The organism is Paenibacillus sp. FSL R7-277 (genome assembly GCF_000517965.1).
In the GTDB taxonomy this organism is placed as follows: domain Bacteria; phylum Bacillota; class Bacilli; order Paenibacillales; family Paenibacillaceae; genus Paenibacillus_AQ; species Paenibacillus_AQ silagei.
The window spans coordinates 1-2,420 of sequence record NZ_ASPX01000072.1 but is presented as its reverse complement, the minus strand read 5'-3'; the positions used below and the strand labels follow the sequence as shown (position 1 = coordinate 2,420).

Annotated in this window: 3 protein-coding genes; 2 read left to right on the top strand and 1 reads right to left on the bottom strand. The window is 39.4% G+C overall.

Annotated elements, in window-relative coordinates; genetic code table 11:
• A partial coding sequence (locus tag C173_RS21680) for a sensor histidine kinase (RefSeq protein ID WP_036728376.1) occupies window positions 1-360 on the bottom strand: 360 nt, incomplete at its 3' end.
• A 392-nt stretch (window positions 361-752) separates the two neighbouring features.
• On the opposite strand from C173_RS21680, the gene C173_RS34305 reads away from it, so the two are divergent.
• Both C173_RS34305 and C173_RS21670 read left to right on the top strand, forming a co-directional pair.
• Window positions 753-1,763, top strand: coding sequence for a matrixin family metalloprotease (locus C173_RS34305; RefSeq protein ID WP_155991607.1), 1,011 nt, complete (start codon window positions 753-755; stop codon window positions 1,761-1,763).
• Between the two features lie 102 nt (window positions 1,764-1,865).
• Window positions 1,866-2,234 carry a hypothetical protein gene (locus C173_RS21670; protein WP_036728370.1) on the top strand — a complete coding sequence of 123 codons (369 nt, stop codon included), beginning with the start codon at window positions 1,866-1,868 and terminating at the stop codon, window positions 2,232-2,234.
• Window positions 2,235-2,420 lie beyond the last annotated feature (186 nt).

The window sequence follows — 2,420 nt, the reverse complement described above, 5'->3', positions numbered from 1 at the left end:
GGTATAGAAACGCTCGAAGACCGCTTCCCGCTCCTCCTCGGCCAGCCCCGGACCGTTATCTTCAATATGGATCGCCCACGCCGCTCCCGGAGCCTCCGGGTCCACCCGGATGACCACTTGATCCGTGGTATGTCTAACCGCATTCTGTAACAGATTGACCAGGATACGGAATAGCTGCTCGCCGGGAATCGTAGCTTGCAGGCTCTCGCCTTCCACGATGAGCTTCAGGTCCCGCCGGTTGGCCTCGGGCATGAGCAGCATGGCGGCTTCTTCGGCCATGGTCCGCAGGTCAACGGTGGCGGCGGGCCAATGCTCATCAACGGCTTCCAGCCGGGAGAGCTGGAGCAGCTTGTCTACCATATCGATTAAGCGCTTGACTGGATGGCTATCGCCTCAAGCCCCTCTTCGTGTCTGGATAGTGAACGTCCAGTAATTCCTGAATTTGAAGTGCCCCATCGACTTTTGTCCATCTTTCGCAAACCTGAAAATGACGTCATCCCGCTAACGGTTCCGTAAAACAAGCTTCCCTTTCGCACGTACTAAAGTCCAGACTGTCAAAGAAAAAATCCCGCGTTTCCTTGGTCAAGGTACTAGTATTCTTAATTGTTTTTTATTGACAATTTTTGTAGAAAATAACCTTTTATTTTTTTGGTGAGTTATGATTATTATGTAAAAACCAAAAAAAACATATCGAAAGAGGAGGTGGTCCTTCATTTAATATATTCACATTTACTAATTTGAGGAGGATAAAAATGAAAAGAAACTTTCTGGTTGGTATAATTACTTTGTTCATAAGTACTTCATTCTTAGTAAGTAATGTGAACGCAGTTCCGGGAACTAATGGGAAATGGCCCAGTAGATTTAACACATTATATATTAATAGTAATAGCATAAACTCTCCTTGGGCTACAGGTGCTGCAAAATGGTATAACAACACAAATTTTAAAGTATCAACTTCTGTAGGTGTCAGTTCAACTTATTATGCCGTCAACGTATTTAATTCTTCTGTAACTTGGGATGGGTTGACTTCTAAGGCTGTAAATAATGGTATACTTCAAAGCGCTATATTAAATTTAAATACCTACTATACATCAAGTAGCATGTTTACAAACAGTATATTAGCTGGAGTGACAGGCCATGAAGTGGGACATTCTCTGGGCTTAACACATACATCAGTTGTAGAAAGCAGTTCAATTATGCATCCATATACTTTTAATAGTGATGGTAGTTTAGCCAGAGCACTTTCACCTTCGTCATCGGATATAGATTTTGTGAATGGACTTTATCCTGCTCTTGCTATTTCTTCTGAAGAGGCTGAATCAGAACTTGAAGATACTAGATATGATTCTTTAGAGGATGGAGTTTATATCCATCCTTCGTGGGCAGTGTATTATGAAGATAAAGAAGCTTTAACAAAAGCTGCTGATCTAGTAGTTAAAGGAAAAGTGATTGGAGAAGCAAAAAGTGACTTTACTAAGGGTGATTACCTCAATTACTCTACCAAAGTCAATATAGAAATTATTGATACTCTAAAAGGAGATGATAGTCCTGGGCAAATCATCACAATCTCTCAGATGGGAGGCACAGATGGTCAAGTAACTGTTTTTTCTGAGTCTTCAACTCACTTAAAGGATAATCAGGAGGCCATTTTATTTTTACGTAAAATAAATGAAAATACATTCATACCGCTTAATGAAGATGATGGTATTTTTATTTATGAATTAGGACAATTTAGAAATATAAAATCTAATAAAGAGTTATAAAATAATCTTGTAAATAATACTTTCTGAGTGACTTCAGAAAGTATTTTTGATTAAGGAAACATTTTCCCCAGAAGTTACGTCATGAAAGAGAGGTGATGATCAATGAAGAAAGTAATAATCTTGTTTTTAATAATCCTTACGGCATGCTCCAATGCTAATAATGCTGGAGATTTAAAAAACAATCCTGCCAATGTAGATGTAAATGTTGAGTCTTCCTTCCCCTACCCTTTAGTAATATGGGACAATCAAAAGTATAAGGTTACAACTGATGAAAAAATCAATATCAACAAAGTTATTGGAGAAATTCTAAACTATTCTACAGATGAAGCCCAAATTAAAGAAGATACTGATAACTTTTCAAACTATTACCCGAAGGGTACTCAAATTTGGTCAATTCAAGGAGTCGATACCAAACAAGCTGTTGCGATTGAATATGAGAAAAACATGTATGTTAAAGCTGTAGTAGAATAGGCGAGAACAGTCTAATTCGGTATGAGGTCAGCTGAATGACAACAGCAGCAGTCTAAGACTTATTTAGTCTTGTTCTGCTGCTGTTACTTTTAATGCGTCTGTCTGTAACACCTCATTCCCCAACCTTCTTCCTAAAACTAAACCGAGCCCCGCCCAGCTCCGAGCGGGAATAGGTCAGCTCTCCGT

Excerpts from the sequence above, each read along its gene's own strand:
- C173_RS21670 (WP_036728370.1), top strand. The coding sequence starts at position 1,866 with ATGAAGAAAGTAATAATCTTGTTTTTAATAATCCTTACGGCATGCTCC.
- C173_RS34305 (WP_155991607.1), top strand. The coding sequence starts at position 753 with ATGAAAAGAAACTTTCTGGTTGGTATAATTACTTTGTTCATAAGTACT.